At 62.3% G+C, this 19,800-nt stretch carries 14 protein-coding genes; 4 read left to right on the top strand and 10 right to left on the bottom strand.

Translation table 11 applies throughout. From position 1 onward, the window contains the following. Positions 1-8: 8 nt before the first annotated feature. The gene (locus ACQY4G_RS13965; protein WP_425061761.1) at positions 9-959 is read right to left on the bottom strand and encodes an acyltransferase family protein; all 951 of its coding nucleotides are present in this window, start codon (positions 957-959) and stop codon (positions 9-11) included. A 137-nt stretch (positions 960-1,096) separates the two neighbouring features. Here ACQY4G_RS13965 and ACQY4G_RS13960 point away from each other — a divergent pair, with 137 nt between their 5' ends. After that, positions 1,097-2,170, top strand: coding sequence for a DUF2855 family protein (locus ACQY4G_RS13960; RefSeq protein ID WP_421991749.1), 1,074 nt, complete (start codon positions 1,097-1,099; stop codon positions 2,168-2,170). Here ACQY4G_RS13960 and ACQY4G_RS13955 read toward each other — a convergent pair. From ACQY4G_RS13955 to ACQY4G_RS13925, 7 genes are all read right to left on the bottom strand, one after another. Continuing rightward, positions 2,167-3,177, bottom strand: a complete 1,011-nt coding sequence (locus ACQY4G_RS13955; RefSeq protein ID WP_421991747.1) for a zinc-dependent alcohol dehydrogenase family protein — start codon at positions 3,175-3,177, stop codon at positions 2,167-2,169. The genes ACQY4G_RS13960 and ACQY4G_RS13955 overlap by 4 nt on opposite strands. After that, the gene (locus tag ACQY4G_RS13950) at positions 3,174-3,956 is read right to left on the bottom strand and encodes a crotonase/enoyl-CoA hydratase family protein (protein ID WP_421991745.1); all 783 of its coding nucleotides are present in this window, start codon (positions 3,954-3,956) and stop codon (positions 3,174-3,176) included. The genes ACQY4G_RS13955 and ACQY4G_RS13950 overlap by 4 nt, the downstream gene beginning before the upstream one ends. 4 nt (positions 3,957-3,960) lie before the next feature. Continuing rightward, a complete protein-coding gene (locus ACQY4G_RS13945) occupies positions 3,961-5,712 on the bottom strand; it encodes an N-acyl-D-amino-acid deacylase family protein (protein ID WP_421991743.1) in 1,752 nt (583 codons plus the stop codon). A 63-nt stretch (positions 5,713-5,775) separates the two neighbouring features. Continuing rightward, a complete protein-coding gene (locus ACQY4G_RS13940) occupies positions 5,776-7,263 on the bottom strand; it encodes an MFS transporter (protein WP_421991741.1) in 1,488 nt (495 codons plus the stop codon). A 34-nt stretch (positions 7,264-7,297) separates the two neighbouring features. Further along, positions 7,298-8,176, bottom strand: a complete 879-nt coding sequence (locus tag ACQY4G_RS13935) for an alpha/beta fold hydrolase (protein ID WP_421991739.1) — start codon at positions 8,174-8,176, stop codon at positions 7,298-7,300. Between the two features lie 23 nt (positions 8,177-8,199). Further along, the gene (locus ACQY4G_RS13930; RefSeq protein ID WP_421991737.1) at positions 8,200-9,888 is read right to left on the bottom strand and encodes a PHA/PHB synthase family protein; all 1,689 of its coding nucleotides are present in this window, start codon (positions 9,886-9,888) and stop codon (positions 8,200-8,202) included. 91 nt (positions 9,889-9,979) lie between these two features. Beyond that, positions 9,980-11,290: an FAD-dependent oxidoreductase gene (locus ACQY4G_RS13925; RefSeq protein WP_421991735.1), complete on the bottom strand. Its 1,311-nt coding sequence runs from the start codon at positions 11,288-11,290 to the stop codon at positions 9,980-9,982. 186 nt (positions 11,291-11,476) lie between these two features. Between ACQY4G_RS13925 and ACQY4G_RS13920 the strand changes: the two genes are divergently transcribed. The 3 genes from ACQY4G_RS13920 to ACQY4G_RS13910 all read left to right on the top strand — a co-directional run bounded on the left by ACQY4G_RS13920 (position 11,477) and on the right by ACQY4G_RS13910 (position 17,576). Then, positions 11,477-13,702 (top strand): EAL domain-containing protein, encoded by a 2,226-nt coding sequence (locus ACQY4G_RS13920; protein ID WP_421991733.1) that lies wholly within the window; start codon positions 11,477-11,479, stop codon positions 13,700-13,702. A 156-nt stretch (positions 13,703-13,858) separates the two neighbouring features. Beyond that, positions 13,859-15,694, top strand: a complete 1,836-nt coding sequence (lepA, locus tag ACQY4G_RS13915) for a translation elongation factor 4 (protein ID WP_421991731.1) — start codon at positions 13,859-13,861, stop codon at positions 15,692-15,694. A gap of 241 nt (positions 15,695-15,935) precedes the next feature. Beyond that, entirely contained in the window at positions 15,936-17,576 is a 1,641-nt protein-coding gene (locus tag ACQY4G_RS13910; protein ID WP_421991729.1) for an Eco57I restriction-modification methylase domain-containing protein, read from the top strand. A 2-nt stretch (positions 17,577-17,578) separates the two neighbouring features. Here ACQY4G_RS13910 and ACQY4G_RS13905 read toward each other — a convergent pair whose 3' ends face one another. Beyond that, on the bottom strand, positions 17,579-18,751 hold the full coding sequence (locus tag ACQY4G_RS13905; RefSeq protein WP_421991727.1) for a hypothetical protein: 1,173 nt from the start codon (positions 18,749-18,751) through the stop codon (positions 17,579-17,581). Between the two features lie 31 nt (positions 18,752-18,782). Continuing rightward, positions 18,783-19,595, bottom strand: a complete 813-nt coding sequence (locus ACQY4G_RS13900) for a hypothetical protein (RefSeq protein WP_421991725.1) — start codon at positions 19,593-19,595, stop codon at positions 18,783-18,785. Positions 19,596-19,800 lie beyond the last annotated feature (205 nt).

Raw genomic sequence — 19,800 nt, 5'->3', positions numbered from 1 at the left:
GGCTTTCTTCAGGCGGCGGGAACGGCGGCTCGGGGCCGGGCTTGCTGCACGCGCGCAAGGAGCCATACACGCGCAGGCTTGTCGCAAAACCGGTCGAGTGCCAGCGACAGCGCCGCTATCGCAGCGCATGCGCCTGCAATTGCGAGATCGCCGCCTCCGGCTGCCAATGCGATCAGTGGTACGTGGACGCAATATAGCGGGTAGGAGAGGTCGCCCAGTACGGCCGCTGACCGGCGCTGGGGCACTTCGATCCGCGCCGTCCATGCGACGATAAGCGGGACGCCGATCAGGGCTGCGACGACGGCCGCATTGTTGTCTGCCGTACCGATTGTGAGGAAGCCGACCACAGCCAGGCCGATGGGAAGCCAGGCGCCATTGCCAGTCTGCCGCCGGTCGATGTTTTGCCTGCGATAGATCAACACGCCCGCAGTAAAGCCGTAGCCAACTCGTGCGAGACCGCCCACGATCGATGGCCAGTCGGCTCCGAAGTCCGCAAACCTTCCCGGTGAAAATGCCATGTTAATCAATACAAGGGCGCTCACAGCCATGATCGCGAAGAGCGCTATCGATTTCGAGCGGTAGAGCAGCAGGGCGAAAGCGAAATAGGCGAGCATTTCGAACATGAGCGACCACAGCGGCGGGTTCGCGGGAAACAGCAGGGTGGGTGATTTCCAATTGGGAAGGAGGAACAGCATACCTGCATGTCCTCCATGCAGCATGATGCCCAGCACCGCGCCCAGTGCGAGCATCGGCCAAAGCCTGACAGCTCGCCGAAGCAGGAATTCGCGCGTCGAGAACCCGTTCCTCAATCGCTGTTCGTAAGCATGAGCGATGACAAAACCGCTGAGACAGAAGAACAGGTCAACGGCGAGAAAGCCGCCGGTCATATGCAGAGCGAAGCTGGCCTCGGCGTGGAAGAGCATGACACAGACGGCTGCCACACCGCGTAGCGCATCCATGGTCGCGAAACGGCCGTCTGCTGGGGTGCTCCTGCCCATTGTTCCGGGCTAGTCCAACATGATTAAGGAAGGCTTGTCGGTGACCTGTCGCCAGAACCGTTTCCGCACGCTAGCGTGACATTGAAGGAGAATTCACGATGGTCACGCAGGTGCATGTCAACAAGTCGGATATCGGCAAGGCCGAGCTTGCGGAATTGGCCACGGAAACGCTTGCCGACCGTGCGGTACGGCTCGCGATCGAGAGTTTCTCGGTCACCGCCAACAACGTGACCTACGCGGTGGTCGGCGACGGTTTCGGTTACTGGAACTTCTTCCCCGCGCCGGACGGGAAGGGCATCGTGCCGATGTGGGGGCACGCCCGGGTCGTCGAGAGCAACCACCCCGACATCGCCGTTGGCGAACGGGTCTATGGCTACCTTCCGATGGCGAGCCATCTCGACGTGCTGCCGGGCAAGGTCTCGGCCGGCGGGTTTACCGACATGGCCGAGCATCGCCAGCCGATGAGCCCGATCTACAATCAGTATTCGCGCCTTGCAGCCGATCCCGAACACGTTCCTGCACGCGAGGGCGAACGGATGATCTTCGGCCCGCTGTTCAAGACCGGCTTCCTCATCGAGTATTTCATGCGCTCGGAAGATTGGTTCGGCGCATCGCAGGTCATCCTTACCAGCGCCTCGTCCAAGACCGCTATGGGCCTGGCGAGTGTGGCCAAGCAGCGCTCGCCGCAGGTGAGGCGGATCGGGCTGACTTCCGCGGGCAATGTGGAGTTCGTGAAGGAAAGTGGTCTTTACGACGAGGTGCTGGCCTATAACGATGTCGGCTCCATCGCAGCCGAACCCAGCGTATCGGTCGATTTCGCCGGCAATTCCGGACTGCTCAAGTCGATCCACACGCATCTCGGCGAGGCGCTCAAATACTCCTGCCTCGTCGGTGTGACGCATATCGACGAGCGTGCCGGCGGGACCGAGGACATTCCGGGACCCACGCCGACGCTGTTCTTTGCGCCGGACCATGCGGTGGCGCTGTTCAAGAATGTTGGGCCGGAAGAGGCTGGCAAGATGCTGGCGGAAAGCTGGCACGCCTTCCTCGCCGATGCCGGAGACAGCGTGACGATCGAGCGCCGCCAAGGGCTTGCTGCCGCACGTGACGTCTTTGTCGAAATGGTAGGCGGGACGGTCGATCCGGCGAAAGGGATCGTAATCGAGCCCTAGATCTCGATCGCAATCTTGCCGAAGTGGCTGCCGCTTTCCTGGTGGCGGAATGCATCGGCGAGGTTTTTCAGCGCAAAGCTGTCGCTGATCTGGGGTTTGATCCCATTCGCGTCGATCGCGGCGATCATTTCCTGCTGCATCGTGCGGCTGCCCACGGTCAGGCCCTGCACCTTGAGGTTCTTCGAGAACAGCAGCGCGGTCTGGACCGGTCCGGCGAAGCCTGCGAGCACGCCGATCAGCGCGATATGTCCTCCGACGCGCGTTGCCAGCATCGACTGGTCGAGCGTTCCGGCACCGCCGATTTCGATCACGCAATCAACGCCGCGCCCGCCGGTGATCTCGAGCGCCTTGGGGCCCCAGGCCTGCACTTCCTTGTAATTGATGAGGTAGTCCGCGCCCAGTTTGCGGACACGCTCCAGCTTCTCGTCCGAGGAACTGGTGGCGATCACCGTCGCACCCGCCGCTTTGGCGAATTGCAGCGCGAAGATCGATACGCCGCCTGTGCCCTGCACCAGAACCGTATCGCCGGGCTTCAGCGAATAGTCGACGAACAGCGCCCGCCAGGCGGTCAGCCCCGCGCAGGTCAGCGTCGCCGCCTCGGCATGGCTGAAGCCCTCGGGGGCCCGCGTGAACCAGTGCGTCGGCGCGGTGATCGCCTCGCGCGCATAGCCATCGATCCCGTCGCCGGGCACGCGGGTGAAGGCGGTGGCGGGCGGTTCTCCGTCGAGCCAGTCGGGAAAGAAGGTGCTGACGACATGGTCGCCGACCGCAAACTCGGTAACGCCTTCGCCGATGGCGGTGACTTCTCCGGCGCCGTCCGACATGGGGATGCGGCCCTGCTGGGTAGGGATCATGCCTTTGACCACGGCATAGTCGTGATAATTGAGCGAGCTCGCCTTCAGCCCGACCGTGATCTCCCCCGGTCCCGGGGCAGGTGCATCGTCGATCTCGCAATAGTCGAGCGCTTCGAGTGTCGAGGGGCTGGCGCCGGTGCGGATGGCTTTCATTGCGAACTCTCCGAATTTTTGAATTTCCCGTGACGTCCGGTCCCGGCGGCGAAACGCGCTGCCCCCGATTGCGTCTCGCCACTTTCGACTATGGCCATGCCGAGCTGCATTTCGTTGCGGATGGCATCGTCCTCTTCGAGCGACCATTGCTCGATGGCGGAACGGCGGTCGCTGCGCATGCAGGCCTGCGGGAAGCTGGCGATCTGGTTGGCCAGCGCAAGGGCATGTTCGAGGGCACTCCCGCTGGGAGCCACCCGGTTGGCCAGTCCGATGGATTCAGCTTCTTGTGCATCGACCGGCCGGCCCGTCAGGATCAGGTCCATGGCGCGCGAGTGGCCGATGAGCCGGGGAAGCCGGATTGTCCCCATGTCGATCAGCGGCACGCCGAAGCGGCGACAGAACACACCGAGCACGGCATCTTCCGCCATGACGCGCAGGTCGCACCACAGCGCCAGTTCGAGCCCGCCGGCGACCGCATGGCCTTCGATTGCCGCGATCACCGGCTTGGACAGCTGCATCCGGCTCGGGCCCATCGGTGCATCGCCATCGAGCGCCAGACGATTGCCGCCGCCCTCGGCGATCGCGTGCAAATCGGCCCCGGCGCAGAAGGTGCCTCCCGCGCCGGTCAGGATCGCGACATTCGCCTCGGCGTCGGTATCGAATCTGGTAAACGCCTGCACGAGCGCTTCTGCCGTCGGGCGATCGACGGCATTGCGGCGTTCCGGCCGCTCGATCGAGACGATCGCGACGGGTCCTTCGCGCCGGTATCCGACCGTCATGCGCTTATTCCGCAGCCTCCAGCATCTCGACGCGCTGCGGCCCACGGATCAGGCCGCCGGGGGTTTCGCCCGTCCATTCGCCTTCGCGGAAAGTGACCTTGCCGTTCTTGATCGTGGCGACATAGCCTTCGGCCTTCTGCAGCAAGCGCTTGCCACCGGCGGGCAGGTCGAAGGCGAGCCACGGCTTGCCGAGCTTCAGCCGGTCCATGTCGATGATGTTGAGATCGGCGAGATAGCCCGGCGCGATGATGCCGCGATCCTCGAGGCCGTAGAGGCGCGCGGTGTCGTTGCACTGGCGCTTGATCGCATTTTCGAGCGTGATCGTGCCGCGCTCGCGGTCGCGTACCCAGTGTTGAAGCATGAAGGTGGGGGAGGCTGCATCGCAGATCGTCCCGCAATGCGCGCCGCCGTCGGACAGCGAATTCACCGTGTCGTCCGACTGCTGGAGCTCCATCAGGAAGTCGAGATTGCCATCCGCGTAATTGAGGATGGGCAGGTAGATGAAGCCCTTGCCGTCGTCGCTGCACAGCAGGTCGTAGGCATATTCGTCGCCCGACTTGCCCGCGGCCTTGGCGCGTTCGAGGATGCTCTCGGCCGCGGTCGGCTCGTAGTTGAAATCGGGGTCCATCTCGAACTGCATGTTCCAGCCCCCGCAGACCACCATGATCAGGCCGATGATATCCTGATTGACCTCGGAGAAGTCGTGCTGTTCGGCCAGCAGTTTCGCCTTGAATTCGGGATCGAACAGCTTGGCCTTCTGCTCTTCCCACGGCAGGTCCTCGATTTCCTTCCAGCTCGGCTTGAGGCGGAAGGGGTGGACGGTGCCCTGCCAGGCCATCACGATGCCATTCCCGCGCAGGGCGATCTGCGCGACGATATTGGCGCCATTGTCGTTCTCGGCGCGCATGCTCTCGATCTGCTCTTCGAGCGGCAGTTCCTTGGCGATCGACTGCAGCGCGGCGAAGGTCACGGGCAGGCCGGTCTCGCGGCTCATCTTGCCCATCCAGCCGAATTCGTCCCATTCGCGCATCATGTCGGATGCCATTTCGAAGACGCCGTGACCCGCACGGCCCATCGCGCGGCCAATCTCTACCAGTTCCTCGGCGGTGGCGGTGGTGCCCGGGACGACTTCGCCGTCGATGTCTCGGTGGAGCACGGTACGCGAGGTGGAGAAGCCCAGGGCGCCTGCGCGAACGCCTTCTTCGACGATCTGGCTCATCTGGGCGATGTCGTCCTCGGTCGGCACGGCGCCGGGGCGCTCGCGATCACCCAGCACATAGGCGCGCACCGAACCGTGGGGCACATGCGTACCGACATCGACCGTGCGCGGCATTTTCTCGAGAGCGTCGAGATATTCGGGGAAGGTCTCCCAGTCCCAGCTCATCCCTTCGGCGAGCGCGGTGCCGGGGATATCCTCGACTCCTTCCATCAGGCCGATCAGCCATTCGTGCTTGTCGGGCTTGGCGGGGGCGAAGCCGACGCCGCAGTTGCCCATCACGACCGTGGTCACGCCGTGCCAGCTCGACGGGGCCATCTCCTGGTCCCAGGTGGCCTGTCCGTCATAATGCGTATGGATATCGACGAAGCCGGGCGTGACCAGATGGCCGCCCGCATCGATTTCCTCTCTCGCATCGCCGCTGACTTCGCCGACCTGAGCGATCAGTCCATCCTTGATTGCTATATCGCCGGAAAAGCGGTCCTGGCCGGTGCCATCGACGATGGTGCCGTTACGAATGATCAGGTCGAATGCGGGCATGATTGCGTGCTCCTCTCTCCATGGAGGAAGGTTCCACATTGCAACCGATGAGTCCAGCGGTGTTTAGGTAGTGCGTTCGGGCATTCGGACGGCCAGCAAAATGACGAGACCGATAAGGAATAGCAGGTGGATCGAGGTCATGCCGATCCGCTGATCGCCCGACCACAGCGTGAATTGTTCGACCAGCAACGGTCCCATCCAGACAGTGATCGTGCCGGCGATGGCATAAAGCCCGAAGAACTCGCCACTGCGCCCCGGTGGGGCGAGAGTGACGAGCATGGTGCGGCTCGACGAAATGCTCGCGGTGGCGGTCACCGCGATGATGCTGATCGACCCAAGGTAGACGAGGTCCGAAAGCGTCCGGAAAACAAGGCCGTCCCACACCACGAAATTGTCTACGAGCCCGAGGAACAGGCTTTCGCGGGTGATCGTAAGCTGGAACAGTCCGACCAGCACCATGCCGAATATCTCGAGCGCGAGCGCGCGCTTGACGCCGACCTTGCCTTCCAGCCAACCGCCGAAAATGCCGCCGCCAAATGCGCATGCACTGGCGAAAATCGCGTAGCAGAGCATTTCGAGGAAGTTCCAACCGAGGAACAGGGCGACATAGACGGCACCCAGCGCAAGCAATGCTGCCATGCCATCCGCGTAGAACATCCGCGCGATGAGAAATTTGAGCAGCTCGCGATATTTGGTCGCCTCGCGTACCGTGCGCCAGACGCTGCGCGCACCTTCGCGGAATGCTGCGATCCAGCTTGCTCCGGGAACACCGGGATCCTTGGCGTTGGTGAAGAAGGGGATAGAAAAAAGCGCGAGCCAGACCGCGCAGATGGGGCCGGCGAGACGGGCGTGCTCGAATTTCGACAGGTCGACACCGAATTGCGGGGCGGCGAAGGGCCAGCCGACCATGGCGGGCAGGACGAAGAGCAGTGCGATGGCGAGGAATATGAGCGTCGCCGCGCCATTGCCGAGGCCCAGCCCAAGGCCCGAAATCATGGCGAGCCGCCTGGGCTCGCCCGACACGCTCAGCATCGCGTTATGCGTCACCTCGGAATAAGTGTAGCTCACATAGGCGATCACCAGCAGTGCCATGATCGCCGATACGGGCAGGCCCTGTCCGCCCGGCATCGCAAACCACAGCAATGCCGAGCAGATCGTTATCGAGCCCAGGAAGACGGCAAGGATCGGTTTGAGCCTTCCGCCCCGATCGAGCGCCGCCCCGAGAAAGGGGGCGGTCAGCGCGGCGATGAAACCTGCCCATTTGGTAACCGAGGCAATGGTCGCCTGACCCTGTGCATTTGCCGCGGCTCGCGCATCTTCTTGCGACAGATCGTCGAGCGCGCCGCTAGCCAGCAGATCGGCCCCGATGATATCGCGCGCGAAGTAAGGCGCGAAGATGTAGATGACGATCAGGATGTAGTAGGGGTTGCGGGCCCATTCGAAGATCGCCCAGGCAAATCCCGTCCTGCCCAGCGCCCCGCCTTCACCGGTCGTCTGTCTGACGGGCTGGTTAGCGAGCGGGTTGGCGGAAAGGGCTGGATCGGTGGCCATCGCTTGTCCCTGTCCGATCCCGCTGCAGGCCCATTCAGGCAGCCCGGGCCATCTCCGCTTCGGTGGCCGGCGCATCGAGGAAAGTGCGTAGCTTGGCCACGCTGTCGTCGGCATGGGTCAGCAGAAACAGGTGCCCGCCGCCCTCGATCACGTCGAGCTGGGCATTGGGTATTGCCATAGCAAGGATGCGGCCATTGACGAGCGGGACGATCTGGTCGTCGTCGCCCATCATCACCAGCACTTCTTTGCTCAGGAAGGGCAGGGCGGGTAGGCTCGTCCAGCCGAGCATGGCGATGAGCTGATAGAAATAGCCGCGCGGCGAGGGCGGCTTGAGACGGCCGATATGGCTGTCCTTCTGGTGTGCCTGCCCATCGGGATCGATCCCGCCATAAAGCGTCTGAAAATGCTCGTTCATGAACTTTGGATCGATGTAGCGGCGCGGATTGGCCATCTTGGTCAGCGCCTTGGGATTACCCGGCACCATCAACATGCCTGCCGTGGTCGCGGCGAGTACAAGGCGGCGCGTGCGCTTGGGGTATTGCAGGGCGAAATGCTGCGCCATTGCGCCGCCCCAGCTCACTCCCATCACATCGACTTCGTCCACGCCGAGCTGGTCGAGGATAAGGCTCGCCGTCCAGCTCATGGTGAAGGGGTTGTAAGGCAGTGTGGGATCGGGGCTCTCGCCCGTGCCCGGCATGTCGAACATGACGAAAGCACGCTCGGTCAACATCTCTGCGAGCGGTGCGACCGCCTCGATATTGGCGCCGATACCGTTGAAGAACAGAATCGGCGGATGGTCCGATGGCTCCTCCAGCCGCCAGTGAGCGACGCGTAATGTCCGACCACCCGCCCCCATCATCTGGATGTTCGCGGTCCCAGAGGATTCTTGGGGCTCGTTCTTGCTTACGGTCACTCGCGCGTCCTTTGTGCGGCTGCTCAGCAGGGTTCCATAACGTAGAGACCCGGGGCCGGGTCCAGCGGCGTGTAGTCCTTGTTCCCCAGCTTAGCGGGCGCTTTCTTCTTCTCGCCCGCGCGCGTCTGCACCCATTCCATCCAGAACGGCCACCAACTCCCGGCGACCTCCTCGGTGCCCTTGAGCCATGCGTCCGCCGTGTCGGGCAGCTTCTTTTTCGGGTCCTTCTGGACGTAATACTTCGCCTTGGGATTGCCCGGCGGGTTGAGGATCGCCTGCATGTGCCCCGAATGGCTGAGGACGTAAGTCACGTCTTTCGACCCGAACAGGCGGGTCGAGCGATAAGTCGCTTTCCACGGAGTGATGTGGTCGGTGACCCCGCCGAGAATGAACAGGTCGCTGGTGACCTTCGACAGGTCGATCTTGTGGTCGACCATCTCGACTTCGCCCTGCCTGGTGAAGGCGAGCGTTTCGAAGATGGTCAGGAAGTCTCCCATCAGGCTGGCCGAAAGATTGGTCGCATCGGCATTCCAGAACAACACGTCGAAAGCGGGCGGGTCCTGGCCGAGCAGGTAGTTGTTGATGACATAGTTCCAGATGAGATCGTTCGGCCGCAGCCAGGCGAAACCGCGCGCGAGGTCGTCCCCCTTGATGACGCCCTTCTTCTCCGCCCGGCGGCGGGCGAGTTTCAGCCCGTTTTCGCTGACCAGCGAGCCGGCCTCGATATCGTTCTGCTTGGGATGCAGCACACAAACCATCAGAGTGAGCGCACCCAGCAGATCGTCCCCGTCCGCGGCCATCTTGGACGCTAGCATCGCGGCGGTCTGCCCGCCCGAGCATCCGGCCGAGACATTGACCTTCTTCGAACCGGTGATTGTGCTCACCGCCTCCATCGCCTCGCGGCAGGAACGGACGTAATCGGCCATGTCCCACACGCCCTGTTCCTTGCTCGGGTTCTTCCAGCTGATGACGAAGGTCTGGATGCCGTTGTCGAGCTGGTACTTCACCACCGATTTCTCCGGCGAGAGATCGTTGATGTACATCTTGTTGATCTGCGGCGGGATGGTGAGCTGCGGGACCTCGTAGACCTCGTCGGTGGTCGGGGCATACTGGATCAATTCCATCATCTCGGTGCGCAGGACGACCGAGCCTTTCGACGTCGCGACATTTTCGCCCAGTTTGAAGGGCTTCTTGTCCACCTGGCTGACCATGCCCTTGTTGTAGACCATGTCGTCATAGGCGTTCTTGAGGCCCTTGATCAGGCTCAGACCGCCGCTGGTGATCGCCATTTTCTGTGCGCTCGGATTGCCGACCAGCGTATTCGTGGGCGCAAGGCCGTCGATGATGATGTTCGAGATGAACCGCGCGCGGTCGCGCTCGAGTTCGTCCAGTTCGAGATCCTCGAGCCATTTCGAGGCGCCCTTCTGCACCGCGAGGTAGTATTGCATCCCGGCGCGCATGAACGGGTTGTACTGCCAGGCGGGATCCTGGAAACGCTTGTCCTTGGGGTGAGGGGCGAGATCGCTCTGGCCGGTCATGATCTTGATCATGTCCTCGCCCATCGCCTGACTGTGCTTGACCAGGCGTTGGGGGTCCGAAGCCGTTTCGCGCAGCATGACCGCGACTGCGCCGAAGATATCCTCGCGGGTCAATCCGACCAGTGGTCCGAGGGCGCTGGTGGACTGGGCGGCTTCGTCTTCGAGCTTGGCCATATTCGAGCTGTTCTCCATCCTACTTCGCGCCGTTCTGCAGCGGCTTGTCCCACGGGTCATGCGGCGTACGGACGAGCAATGCAAGCGAGCCCTATCCGCTGCGCGCGGCAATCATGCTTTCGACATCGACGAATTTCTCGCGCGGAGCGCCTTCGCGCGCGGCGGCAATTTCGGCTTCCTCGATCTTCTGCCAGTCGCGGAAAGAAACCACGTCGAGCCCGCGCGCCTCGGCCAGCTCGTCGAAGCCTTCGCGTCCGCGCTTTCGCGAGGAGGACGCAAAATCCTGATCGACGAGATCGATTACCGCGTAGCCGTCGGGCCGGTTGGTCCCGATCGTCCCGCTTGGCCCACGCTTGGCCCAGCCGACGCAATAGAGGCCGGGCAGGATCCGCCCATCGTCATTGGCGAACCTCCCCGCACGCTCTTCGAAGGGGACACCTTCGATCGTGTTCGTCTGATACCCGATACAAGTCACCACCAGATCGGCGGGGAGGCGATAGACCTCCCCCGTGCCGACCGCACGCCCGGCTTCCACCGTGGTCCGCTCCACCTCGATCGCGGTGACCTTTCCGCCCTCGCTGACGATCGCATTGGGGTTGGCGAAGAAGTCGAAGTTCAGGGCAAGCGGCTTCTCGCCATGGATGCTTTCCGGGATCGCTGCGAATTCACGGAGCAGGGTAACCGACTTGCGCAGACCGGGCTCGAGAATCGCATCGTCTTCCACCGGCGGCAGGTCGGCCGGATCCACACGCGGGCTGGCGCGCTCCAAATGCAGCAATTCGCCCAATTCCTTGGGCGTCATCATGATTTGGTGCGGACCGCGCCGACCGAGAATCGTTACCGTTTCGATCTTGCTTGCCTGTAACGCGGCGAGGGCATGGGCGACTATGTCCGAACCGGCGAATTCAGCCTCGGTCTTGGACAGTATGCGCGCGACGTCTAGCGCGACGTTGCCCATGCCGATCACCACGGCGTGCCGCCCCGAAAGATCCGGGTCGAGCGCGGCAAATTCGGGATGGCCATTGTACCACCCGACGAAGGCTGCGCTGCCGACGACGTTTTTCGTCTCCGCCCCTTCGATATTCAGCGGTCGGTCACTTGGCGCGCCGGTAGCCAGCACGACGGCATCGTAGAGCTCCCGGAGCTCGGCGATCGAAATGTCTTTGCCGACGGTAACATTGCCAGCGAACCGCACCGTGTCGCCCACCGCAGTTTTTTCGTATCGCCGGGCAACGGCCTTGATCGACTGGTGATCGGGGGCGACGCCGGTTCGGATCAGGCCGAAAGGCACCGGCAGTCTGTCGAATACGTCGATGCGCGCGTTTTCGCCCCATTTCTTCACCGCCGCTTCCGCCGTGTAATAGCCCGCCGGTCCCGAACCCACGATAGCGATGTGACGCATGCCCCTCTCCCACAAGACCAGCACTCAATGCACATGTGCCGCATGACTGGCAAGATAACGCAATCTTGCAGAAGGTCAGTGCAGACATGGTTATCCGTTTGGAAAGATATCGTCTCTATAGACGACGATTGGCGCAAGGCGTCAGAGACGAGGCCCGAGAGTTTTCAGTTGGGAGTTCGATAGCAGATGGGAGGGTTCTTCTCACGATCGGCACGGGCAGTTGCCGATGGAGATTTCGCGCCGGAGAATGCGCCGGTAAACCCGATTGCCGCATCCGACGCCGTTCGCCGGGTCGAACTCCTCGACAGCTTCGAGGCTGCCGGCCTCGGCTGGTTCTGGGCAACCGACGCCCAGGGACGGCTCATATATCTATCCGACAACGCCGCTCGAATGCTCGGCTGGACCGATGGCGAGGCGATCGGAAAGCCGCTCGGCGAGCTGTTCATTCCCGAGCGAGCCGGTGATCCGGACAAGGCCGAACGTCCGCTTGCCTTCCTCTTGAGCGCGCGCAACTCGATCAGCGGGTTCAATGTTCGACTGGCTGTCGAGGGGCAGGAAGTCTGGTGGGAAATTGCCGGCAAACCGCAATTCGACGAAAAGCAGCGCTTCACCGGCTACCGCGGCAGCGCGAAGGATATTACCGCCACGCGCGAAAGCCAGCGCGATGCCGCACGTCTTGCGCAATATGATCCGCTGACGGGCCTTGCCAATCGACATCGGATTACCAGGCGATTGACCGAGACGCTCAAGGCCTACCGCAATTCGAAGCGCACCTGTGCGCTGGTGATGCTCGACCTGGACCGGTTCAAGCAAGTCAATGAAACGCTCGGGCATCAGGCTGGCGACGAATTGCTCAAACAGGTTGCCACGAGGCTCGGGCGTATCGTCGACAACAAGGGCGAAATCGGCCGACCGGGGGGTGACGAGTTCCAGATCATCCTGCCCGATATGGATGATCGCGGCGCACTCGGCGAACTGGTTCAACGTCTGATTCAGATGGTCTCGCAGCCCTATTCGCTCAACGGCACGCGTGCGATCGTCGGGACGTCGGCCGGTATTGCCATTGCTCCTTATGACGGCCTCGAAGCCGAGGAGCTCACTGCGGCTTCCGATCTTGCTCTACATGCTGCCAAGGGTGGGGGCCGTGGCCAGTATCGCTTCTACTCAAGCGACCTCAAGGACGGCGCAAAGAACCGCCGCCGGATCGAAGAAGACCTGCGCGACGCGATCGAGAACGGTCAACTTTCGATGCATTACCAGCCGCTGGTCTGCGCCAAAACGCATGAGGTCCGGTGTTGCGAAGCGTTGATGCGCTGGGAACATCCCGATCGCGGTGAAATCTCTCCCGCGGAGTTCATTCCTGTCGCCGAAGAGGTCGGAATCATCAAGGAAATGGGCGAGTGGGCCTTGAACGAGGTTTGCCGCCAGGCGAAACAATGGCCCGTCGACCTGCGCGTAGCGGTCAATGTTTCGGCCGTGCAGTTTGCGGACGACGATTTTCCGCAGGTCGTCAGCAACGCCTTGGACAATACCGATTTCGAGCCTGAGCGCCTCGAACTCGAAATTACCGAGAGCGTGTTTCTGGGCGATGCGGGCCGTGCGGAGATCATCTTCGGCAAGCTCAAGGCACTGGGCGTCAAGCTTGCACTCGACGATTTCGGAACGGGTTACAGCTCGCTCAGCTATTTGCGCACCGCGCCATTCGACAAGATCAAGATCGACCAAAGCTTCGTTCGCGGCGCGACCGAAGAAGGCAACAACAACGCCGCCATCCTCAGCGCGATCGTCAGCCTCGCAGGAGCGCTCAACATGGAAACGGTGGCCGAAGGGGTCCAGGCAAAGGACGAGCTGGATCTTGTTACCGAACGCGGAGCGACGCTGATCCAGGGGCAGATTTTTTCCCGTGCCCTGACCAATGACGATTTCCTCGGCCGCCTGCAGGAAGGAAAGATCAAATACGAACCGAGAGGGCCGGCGAAGTACCGCGCGGATCGCAAGAAGGTGTTCCGCCGGATCGGGCTGATCCACGAAGACAGTCGCTACAAGGTGGTGATGCGCAATCTGTCGAAGACGGGCGCGATGATCGAAGGCCTGCTGGAAGTGCCGTTGGGGACGCAGGTGGTGCTCGATCTCGGCGGTGGCCAGCTGGCCGTTGCGACGGTGCGCCGGTCCAAGGGATCGGTGCAGGGAGTAGAGTTCGAGACCCCGCTGATCAGCGACGGCGCGGATGGCCTGTGCACCCGCCATCGCGTCTCGCCCTATCAAATAGAGGCAGCCGGTCGCCCCTTGGCCGCGCTGCCGCACGATCCCTATTCGCTGATCATGGCCGAGCGGATGGGCGCCGGCGCGCCTAAGAAATTCGTCGAGGTCGAAGTCGGCACACCCAAACCCGGCGCTGGCCCCGGATCGTAATCCATTCGCGACTAGGCAAGCGCGTGCGTCGCGTCGCATGGACCCTAGCGGATTGGCCCGCGTTGCTAGGTTGAAATCTACCTGGGCAGCAGGGAAGTTGCTGCGCGCGCTTTGCTAGCTGACAGGCGGTTTCTGTGCAGCTAAAGGGCGCTCGCAATGACTGACCTTTCCAAGATCCGCAATTTTTCGATCATCGCGCATATCGACCATGGCAAGTCCACGCTGGCCGATCGGCTGATCCAGCACTGCGGCGGGCTGACCGATCGCGAGATGTCCGAGCAAGTCCTTGATAATATGGACATCGAGAAGGAGCGCGGCATCACCATCAAGGCGCAGACCGTGCGCCTCGACTACACCGCGCGCGATGGCGAGACCTATGAGCTCAACCTCATGGACACGCCCGGCCATGTCGACTTCGCCTATGAAGTCTCCCGCTCCCTCGCCGCCTGCGAAGGCGCGCTGCTCGTCGTCGACGCAGCCCAAGGCGTCGAGGCGCAGACGCTCGCCAATGTCTACCAGTCGATCGAGCACGACCACGAGATCGTCCCGGTCATCAACAAGATCGACCTCCCCGCCGCCGAACCGACCCGCGTCGCGGAGGAAATCGAGGAAATCGTCGGCATCGAGGCCACCGGCCCGTGGGAGGAAGGCGGCGCCGTCCTCACCTCGGCCAAATCCGGCATCGGCATCGAGGAAACGCTCGAGGCGCTGGTCAAACGCATCCCGCCCCCCAAGGGCGACCGCGCCGCACCGCTCAAGGCCATGCTCGTCGATTCGTGGTACGACCCCTATCTCGGCGTCGTCATCCTCGTGCGCGTGATGGACGGCGTCATCACCAAGGGCCAGCAGGTCAGGTTCATGCAGGGCGGCACGCAGCATTTGATCGACCGCGTCGGCTGCTTCACCCCCAAGCGCACCGATTTGCCCGAACTCGGCCCCGGCGAAATCGGCTTCATCACCGCGCAGATCAAGGAAGTCGAACAGGCCCGCGTCGGCGACACCATCACCACGGTGAAGGGCGGGGCGGACACGGCGCTGCCGGGCTATAAGGAAGTCCAGCCCGTGGTCTTCTGCGGCCTCTTCCCGGTCGACGCCGCCGATTTCGAGAAGCTGCGCGAAAGCATCGGCAAGCTGCGCCTCAACGATGCCAGCTTCAGCTACGAGATGGAATCGAGCGCCGCGCTGGGCTTCGGCTTCCGCGCCGGCTTCCTCGGCCTGCTGCACCTGGAAATCATCCAGGAACGCCTCTCCAGAGAATACGACCTCGACCTCATCACCACGGCCCCGTCCGTGGTCTACCGCGTCCACCTCGCCCACACCAAGACCGAGGACGCCAAGGTCATCGATATCCACAACCCCGCCGACTGGCCCGACGTCAACCGGATCGAAGCGGTGGAAGAACCGTGGATCAAGGCGGTGATCTACACGCCCGACGAATACCTCGGCGCGATCCTCAAGCTGTGCCAGGACCGCCGCGGCATCCAGACCGACCTCACCTATGTCGGCGGCCGCGCGCAGGTGAGCTACGAGCTGCCGCTGAACGAGGTGGTGTTCGACTTCTACGACCGCCTCAAGTCGATCAGCCGCGGCTATGCGAGCTTCGATTACGAGCAGATCGGCCTGCGCGAAGGCGACCTCGTGAAGATGAACATCCTCGTCAACAACGAACCGGTCGACGCGCTATCGCTGATCGTCCACCGCTCGGTCGCCGAAGAACGCGGCCGCGGCATGTGCGAGCGCCTGAAAGACCTCATCCCCCGCCACCTGTTCAAGATCCCGATCCAGGCCGCGATCGGCGGCAAGATCATCGCCCGCGAAACCATCGCCGCCCTGCGCAAGGACGTCACCGCCAAATGCTACGGCGGCGATATTTCGCGTAAGAAGAAGCTGCTGGAGAAGCAGAAGAAGGGCAAGGCCAGAATGAGGGAATACGGAAACGTCTCGATCCCTCAGGAAGCTTTCATTGCCGCGCTGCGGATGGGTGAAGAGTAGCCCTAATTCTGAGGATGCGGGAGCGCCCGGTAGCGTAGCTGGCCAGAGGCCAACGGTGGCCTGTCCCCGCGTAGGCGGGGAGGAATGTGAGCATCCCGCAGGAGGCGTTTATCGCTGCGCTCCGGATAGGGGAGGAGTGAGGAAACTGGGTATAGATTGATCCAGAACGGATATAGAACGTGGCCTTTTTGAACCAAACTGAATATGGCTACACTAGGAAGCATCTAAGTTTGCTAGGCTGATGAAATTCAAGGACCAACAAACAGCTCAAAAGCTGCGTGGCGGATATTACACGCCTCTGGATCTCGCCTCGTTCATCGCGCGCTGGGTCGGAGAGATCAATCCCGACAAAGTCCTCGAGCCGAGTTGCGGTGATGGCGCATTCTTTCAGGCCATGTCCGATGTAGGCGGCTTCGAGAAGTCGGCCCTGACCGGCTTCGAGCTCGACAGCGACGAAGCAGGCAAGGCCGCCCGGCGAGCAAAGGAACTCAACCTTTGGAAGCCGGCCGTCCGGTCCGAGGACTTCCTCGGCTGGGCAATCGAGAACATGGTGAAGGGCGGTGAGCGATTTGACGCCGTGGTGGGAAATCCACCCTTCGTCCGATATCAGTTTCTTCCTCCGCAATTTCAGGTCCGGGCCGCCACGATCTTTGACGAGCTCGGGCTCAAGTTCACGAAGCACACAAATGCTTGGGTGCCGTTCATCCTCGCTTCAATGTCGCTGCTGCGCCCCGGCGGGCGATTGGCAATGGTAGTCCCGGCCGAGATCATTCACGTCACTCACGCGCAATCGCTCCGCAGCTATCTCGGTAAGGAGTGCCGGCGACTTGTCATCATCGACCCGGAAGAGCTTTGGTTCAACGGTACGTTGCAAGGCGCTGTAATTCTCATGGCGGAGAAGCGCAGCAGCCCCAGACAGAATACCGAAGGGCTCGGCATGGTGCCCGTCCGGGGGCGGGAGTTCCTCCGCCGCTCACCGTCTGAAGTCTTCTTGGAGCCGCAGTCAATCAACGGTAAGACGGTCGCTGGCAAATGGACCCGGGCGCTGCTCGACCTCGAGACCCGTGACGTTTTCGACGAGCTCGAGGCCCACACCGAAGTGCATCGCTTCGATGACATCGCCCGCGTGGACGTAGGCATCGTCACTGGCGCGAATAAGTTCTTCCTCGTCCCTGACGCGACAGTCGAGGCTTACGGCCTGAGCAAATATGCGCACCCGATGTTCGGGCGCAGCGAACACTGCCCGGGCGTGATCTATGATGAACAACAGCACGCAGCGAATGCCGATAAGGGAAGCCCAACCAACTTCCTCTGGTTCGATGACGCGCCCGCCAAGATGGCGAAGCGAGCGCGCCAGTACATCGAGCGCGGCGAAGCCGAGAAGCTGCACACCCGCTACAAGTGTCGTATTCGTGCCCCTTGGTACAAAGTCCCCTCGGTCTACTCGACCGAAGTGGGAATGCTCAAGCGCTGCCACGACACACCCCGCCTAATCCTCAACAAGATCGGCGCGTACACGACCGATACGGCGTACCGCATTCGCACCAAGGAAGCGGACGGGAAGCGGCTAGTTGGCTGCTTCATAAACCCGCTCACAGCGCTCAGTGCCGAGCTTGAGGGACGGCACTATGGCGGCGGAGTACTCGAACTCATACCGTCCGAGATCGAGCGGTTGGTCATTCCGATGCCCGAGAAGGTCGAACTCGACCTAGCTGAGCTAGATAACTCCATCCGGAACCGGCCTACGCATGAGACGCTCGAGCGACAAGGCAAGGTTGTTCTCGGGGCACTTGGCATCTCGAAGGCAAAACAGGCTAGCGCACTCGAGGGTTGGCGGAAACTTCGCAACCGGCGGCATCGGACTTCGACGGAGGCTGTCTAGGCTTAATCAAACTCAATCTGGAACTCGGTTGGGTCCTCGGTCGAGCGCCAAATACGCATGGTCCGGTCGAGGAGGTCCTCTCGTGCAACAAGCGGACGCGCCTCGTCCCAACTGAGGTTGGTTGGGGATTGGCTTCTTTCATAGGCCGTTGCAGCAATCGTCAGGCTGTGACGCACGGTTAATTCAAAAGTCCCGACAAGGACGCCTTTTATGACAAGATCGAAGTCCTGCTTGGCCGTTTCGATTGTGCCGTTCGAGGTCCAATTGAGATGCCCAAACAGGTCGTCACGGAAGTATGTTACTCGGTCTATGTCATCGAAGGTTCCCGAGCCGAGCGTAGTTGAACCCGTAGGATTTGAACTCGCGCCGGTTGGGATGCCCAAAGAACGGCGACTCAACGGCTTGCTTTCCCAGACGAGTTCGAGGTGTGGAGCAACTGTCGCTGAGGCACCGGCTGCGTTGCCGGGAGCTGCTGCGGCCGGTGCCGCCGGTGCCGAAGCTGGAGCCGGAGCCGTAGGTGCTTTTGGCTTGGGCTTTCCGCGCACAGGCTTCGGCTGCATTTTCATCCGTGGAGTGGGGTCAGTGCTTCCAGCTTTGGCCCTAGTCGGGCTCCGAGGTGGCGGGGTCGCAGTCTCGTCGATCAGTCGCCCGGCGTCCAAGAGCTCGTCAATTACGGCCTCGTCATCAATCTGGAAGACGTTGTCGGGGTGCTCACCAGCGAGGCCGTCAAATGAGACCTCGAGCTCATCGACGAATTTGCTTTCGTCCTCATCGTCGAGGTCGAGGTCGAGCAGCAAGCCCGCTTCGATATTATTGTTCAGGCCGCCCAGCGTCAGGTTCGCGCTGCCGACAGATAGCTGAGCAGCCTTGTCTCGCCGGACGTGATACATCTTCGGATGGAATAGAAGAGTCCGTGACCCGGTATCGACGGCAAACAGGGACACCCCCATCGCCAAAAGCCGCTTCATCGCCTGAGCGGATGTGATCTCGTTCCTAATCCCTGCGAACACGGTGATTTTATCGGCGTGGGGTGCGAGCAATGGTGCAATGAGACTGACGCCATCATCTGATACAAAAGCAACGCTGACAATCGCACGATCGAGTTCGCCTTCGAACATTTCTATTAATGCTGCAGCGTGAGTACGATCGGTCAGACCTTGGAGAATCAGTTCCATGTTGAACTGATTACTTGTTCAGTTGTTTAGATCAATCCCACCCCTCATCCTTGATCGTCCGCCGGCGCGGGTTCTCCGGCGGGGCCGGCTCATCCTCCCCCTCGCGCTTGGCCCAATCGGGCGGGGGTAGGGGCATCGGGTCGGGCTCGCGAGCGGCGTGCTCGCGGTCGAAATACATCGGGTGCTCGGGGTCCTCGCTGGCGCGGTAGCCGCGGGCGGCGTCTTCGGCGCGCAGGCGCTCGAATTCGGCGCGGGCGGCGAGGGTGCGGGGGCTCAGCGTCATCTCCTGCTGGCGGCGGAAGGCCTCGACCTTGCGCTCGATGCTGGCGCGCACCTCGGCGGGGGAGACGCGGCGCTGCTCGGCCTCCCATTCGGCGCGCCACTTCTTCTTCAACCGCTCCTCCTCCATCCGGCCGACCGCGTTGAGGGCCTTGGGGCGGCCTTCGGCAAAGCGCTCGGGCGCGCGGTTTCTCAGCATGAACATCAGCAGGCGATCGTTGTGGACGGTGCGCGTGCCCACGAGCTTGCCGTAGCTGTAGACGGGTACCTCCACGCCGTTGAGTGCGCGGTCCATCGCGGTGTCCTCGATCCGCTGCACGCCGAGATCGAGCGCGGCCTCCCATGCGGCGGCGAATTCCTCGGCGCCGGGCTGGCGGCGCAAATGGTAGGCGCCGACCGTGCTGCGGCGGACCATGCGGCAGGCCGCAGCGACCGAGCCGGTATCGGCCAGCGCCTCGATGAAGGCGCGCTGGACATGCGGCTTCCACCCGTTCGAGCGGTCCTTCTTGCGCGGGACCGGGGTGAAGCTGGGGAGGGTGGAAGGGGGTTTTGGGTCGTTGCTCATCGCGCAGGATGAAGCAGATTCGGCGCGAGTAGGAAAATCGGGGGAGGGAGGGGGGGGGAGTCCTTGCTTTTCGAACCCGCCTCCGCGGGTTCGTCCTCGGGGCCGTCCCTCCGCTTCGCTACGGGCCCGCAGCGGGTGCAGCTTGCTGCACGTCTAGCGAGGACGAACCGACGGAGGTCGGTTCGCAAACCAAAAACCCACCCGG

The sequence above is a fragment of the Qipengyuania sp. genome (assembly GCF_965277845.1).
Lineage (GTDB): Bacteria > Pseudomonadota > Alphaproteobacteria > Sphingomonadales > Sphingomonadaceae > Qipengyuania.
The sequence above is the reverse complement of the archived record's forward strand: the minus strand, read 5'-3'. Positions and strand labels throughout refer to the sequence as shown.